Below are 2,812 nucleotides of genomic sequence, written 5' to 3'. Positions count from 1 at the left end.
CACGGGCCAGAAGACGCTCAACGGCATGATCGGCGTGGACGCCGAGGGCAACGAGCTCGAGAACACCAACGAGCGCGCCCTTTCAATCGGCAAGTCCGCCGGCGTCGTGTCCTCGGTTCCGTTCAACCATGCGACGCCGGCCGCGTGGGGCGCGCACAACTCCGACCGCAACGCGCTGCACGAGATGGCCGACGAGATGATCGACAGCGATCTCAACGTCATCTTCGGCGCCGGGCACCCGGACTTCGACGACAACGCCACCGAGCGTTCCGCGAAATACGAGTACCTCTCCGAAGAGGGCCAGGACCTGCTCGAGTCGGGCGATAGCGGCTTCGACTACTTCGACGACAGCGAGACGTTCGCAGACCTCGCCGCGGGCAACGTTTCCTCGGACCGCTACTTCGGGCTCGCCCCGGTGGCCACGACGCTGCAGCAGAACCGCGACGGCGAATCCGCCGCCCCGGGCGACGTTCCGGAGAACGATGTCACCGACCTTCCGACCATGTCGACTGCGGCGCTCAACGTGCTGAACCAGGATCCGGACGGCTTCCAGGTGATGATCGAGGGTGGCGCGATCGACTGGACCGGCCACGCGAACGAGTCGGCCCGCAACGTCGAGGAGACCCAGGACTTCAACGCTGCGGTCGAGGCCGTGAACGACTGGGTCGAGAAGAACTCGAACTGGGACGAGACGCTCGTCATCGTTACCGCCGATCACGAGACCGGCTTCCTCTCCGGCGAGGAGCAGGGCGACGGGTGGAAGGCGCTGCACGGCCCGGCCGGTCAGCTCGCCTCGCACCAGTGGTACTCGGGTAACCACACGAACCAGCTCGTGCCGGTGTTCGTGCGAGGCGCCGGCGCGGACGCGGTTATCGCCGCCGCCGATAAGCAGGATCCGGTCCGCGGCTCCTACATCGACAACACCACGATCGCGAAGCTCACGCTCGAGAACTGGTGGACCGCCGAGGGCAAGTAGTCCCGACGCTGGTAGTGGCCCGCCCTATGTCGACCGGAAGGTCGTCGCAGGGCGGGCCTTCTGCTGTCTAGGCGCGCCGGCGCGCTCAGGGACGGACGAGATGCATCGGCTCGGTGTGGCGATACACGCTCGACCGCTTGACCGGACGCTTCGCGGGCACGCCGTCGCGCACGACGATGGCACCCGCAGTGCCCAGCTGAACGGCGCGCCCGTCGAACCATTCGCGGCGGCGACGCAGCCCGTGCTTCTTGCCCGAGGCCACGCGCACGCCGGGCCCGTCGAGAGAGGGGAGGAGCTCGACGAACGGCACCTTTCCGGTGAACACATGCTCGGAATCGGCGTAGACCTGCCCCTCCAGCTTGCCCTGCTCGGGCCCGGTCCACAGCGCCTGGCCGACGATCGCCTGCCCGGACTCGTCGCGGATGAGGACGCTCGGCTGCGCGATTCCGGTGACGGCGAGTTCGGCGGCGACGTCCCCGTGGGGGAGGCCGTACGCGGTGGTCACGGGGCTCGCGGTGGCGCGGACGAACGCGACCTCGGTGTCGAGGCGCTCGGTGCGCATGAGCCGGGTCATCACCGCGGCGAGGGCCGCGTCCGACCCGGCGACGACGAGGCGCTCGGATGCGAGTTCAAGGGCCTCGTCGATCTGCGCCTTCGTGGGGATCGCCTCGCCCGACGTCATACGGCATGAGTCCAATGGGGCAAAGGTGGCGGCGTCCCCGCAGCGCAGAATGTGCATGCGTCCACTATGCCGCGAGCGCTGGTGCGGGGCGAAGTGGCGGGCGCGAACTTTCCGCAGTGTCGGAGGTAAGCGGTAACCTAGTGGGTTGGTGCGTGCAGAACGCGCCGGGAAGTCCAATTTCCGCCGCCGAGGCGCTGCCAGGTGCCCGCGGCGAACGTGACGAGGTGACGAATAATATGCCCGCGATCGTGTTGATCGGCGCCCAGTGGGGCGATGAAGGCAAAGGCAAGGCCACCGATATCCTCGGCGGCCGCGTGGACTACGTGGTCAAGCCGAACGGCGGCAACAATGCCGGCCACACCGTGGTCGTAGGCGGCGAGAAGTACGAGCTCAAGCTGCTGCCCGCGGGCATTCTCTCGCCCACCGCGACGCCGGTGATCGGCAACGGGGTCGTCGTCAACCTCGAGGCGCTGTTCGAGGAGATCGAAGGGCTCGAGGCCCGTGGCGCGGACACCTCCCGCCTGCGGGTTTCGGCCGATGCGCACCTTGTCGCGCCGTACCACCAGGCGCTCGACAAGGTGACCGAACGCTTCCTCGGCAAGCGCGCGATCGGCACCACCGGGCGCGGCATCGGCCCCGCGTATGCGGACAAGGTTTCGCGCGTAGGGCTGCGCGTGCAGGACGTGTTCGACGAGTCGATTCTGCGGCAGAAGATCGAGGGCGCGCTGCACACGAAGAACCAGGTCCTGGTCAAGATCTACAACCGGCGCGAGGTCGAGGTCGAGGAGATGGTCGAGTACTTCCTCTCCTTCGCCGAGCGGCTGCGGCCGATGGTCGCGGACACGACGTTGATGCTCAATGAGGCGCTGGAAAACGGCAAGAGCGTGCTCATGGAAGGTGGCCAGGCCACCATGCTCGACGTCGACCACGGCACCTACCCCTTTGTGACGTCGTCCAACCCGACCGCCGGGGGAGCCTGTGTCGGCTCCGGCATCGGCCCCACGCGGATCACGCACTCGCTGGGCATCGTCAAGGCGTACACGACTCGCGTGGGCGCGGGACCGTTCCCCACGGAGCTGTTCGATAAGTGGGGCGAGTACCTTCAGGTCACCGGCGGCGAGGTCGGCGTGAACACCGGGCGCACCCGCCGTTGT

General features: G+C 67.8%; 3 protein-coding genes. 2 read left to right on the top strand and 1 reads right to left on the bottom strand.

Translation table 11 applies throughout. The features are described from left to right. A partial coding sequence (locus K8V11_RS09670; RefSeq protein WP_303913317.1) for an alkaline phosphatase occupies positions 1-976 on the top strand: 976 nt, incomplete at its 5' end. Between the two features lie 85 nt (positions 977-1,061). Here K8V11_RS09670 and K8V11_RS09665 read toward each other — a convergent pair. Further along, complete coding sequence (locus K8V11_RS09665) at positions 1,062-1,715, bottom strand: hypothetical protein (protein WP_303913314.1); 654 nt, start codon at positions 1,713-1,715, stop codon at positions 1,062-1,064. A gap of 179 nt (positions 1,716-1,894) precedes the next feature. Here K8V11_RS09665 and K8V11_RS09660 point away from each other — a divergent pair. Continuing rightward, a partial coding sequence (locus K8V11_RS09660; protein WP_303913321.1) for an adenylosuccinate synthase occupies positions 1,895-2,812 on the top strand: 918 nt, incomplete at its 3' end.

Source organism: Dietzia timorensis (assembly GCF_020742175.1).
Classification (GTDB): Bacteria; Actinomycetota; Actinomycetes; order Mycobacteriales; family Mycobacteriaceae; genus Dietzia; species Dietzia timorensis_A.
Note: the sequence above shows the minus strand (reverse complement) of the source record. Positions and strands in the feature narration are given on the sequence as shown.

What these genes read in the sequence shown, in the direction of transcription:
- K8V11_RS09665 (WP_303913314.1), bottom strand. Translation starts at nt 1,715, where the DNA reads ATGCACATTCTGCGCTGCGGGGACGCCGCCACCTTTGCCCCATTGGAC.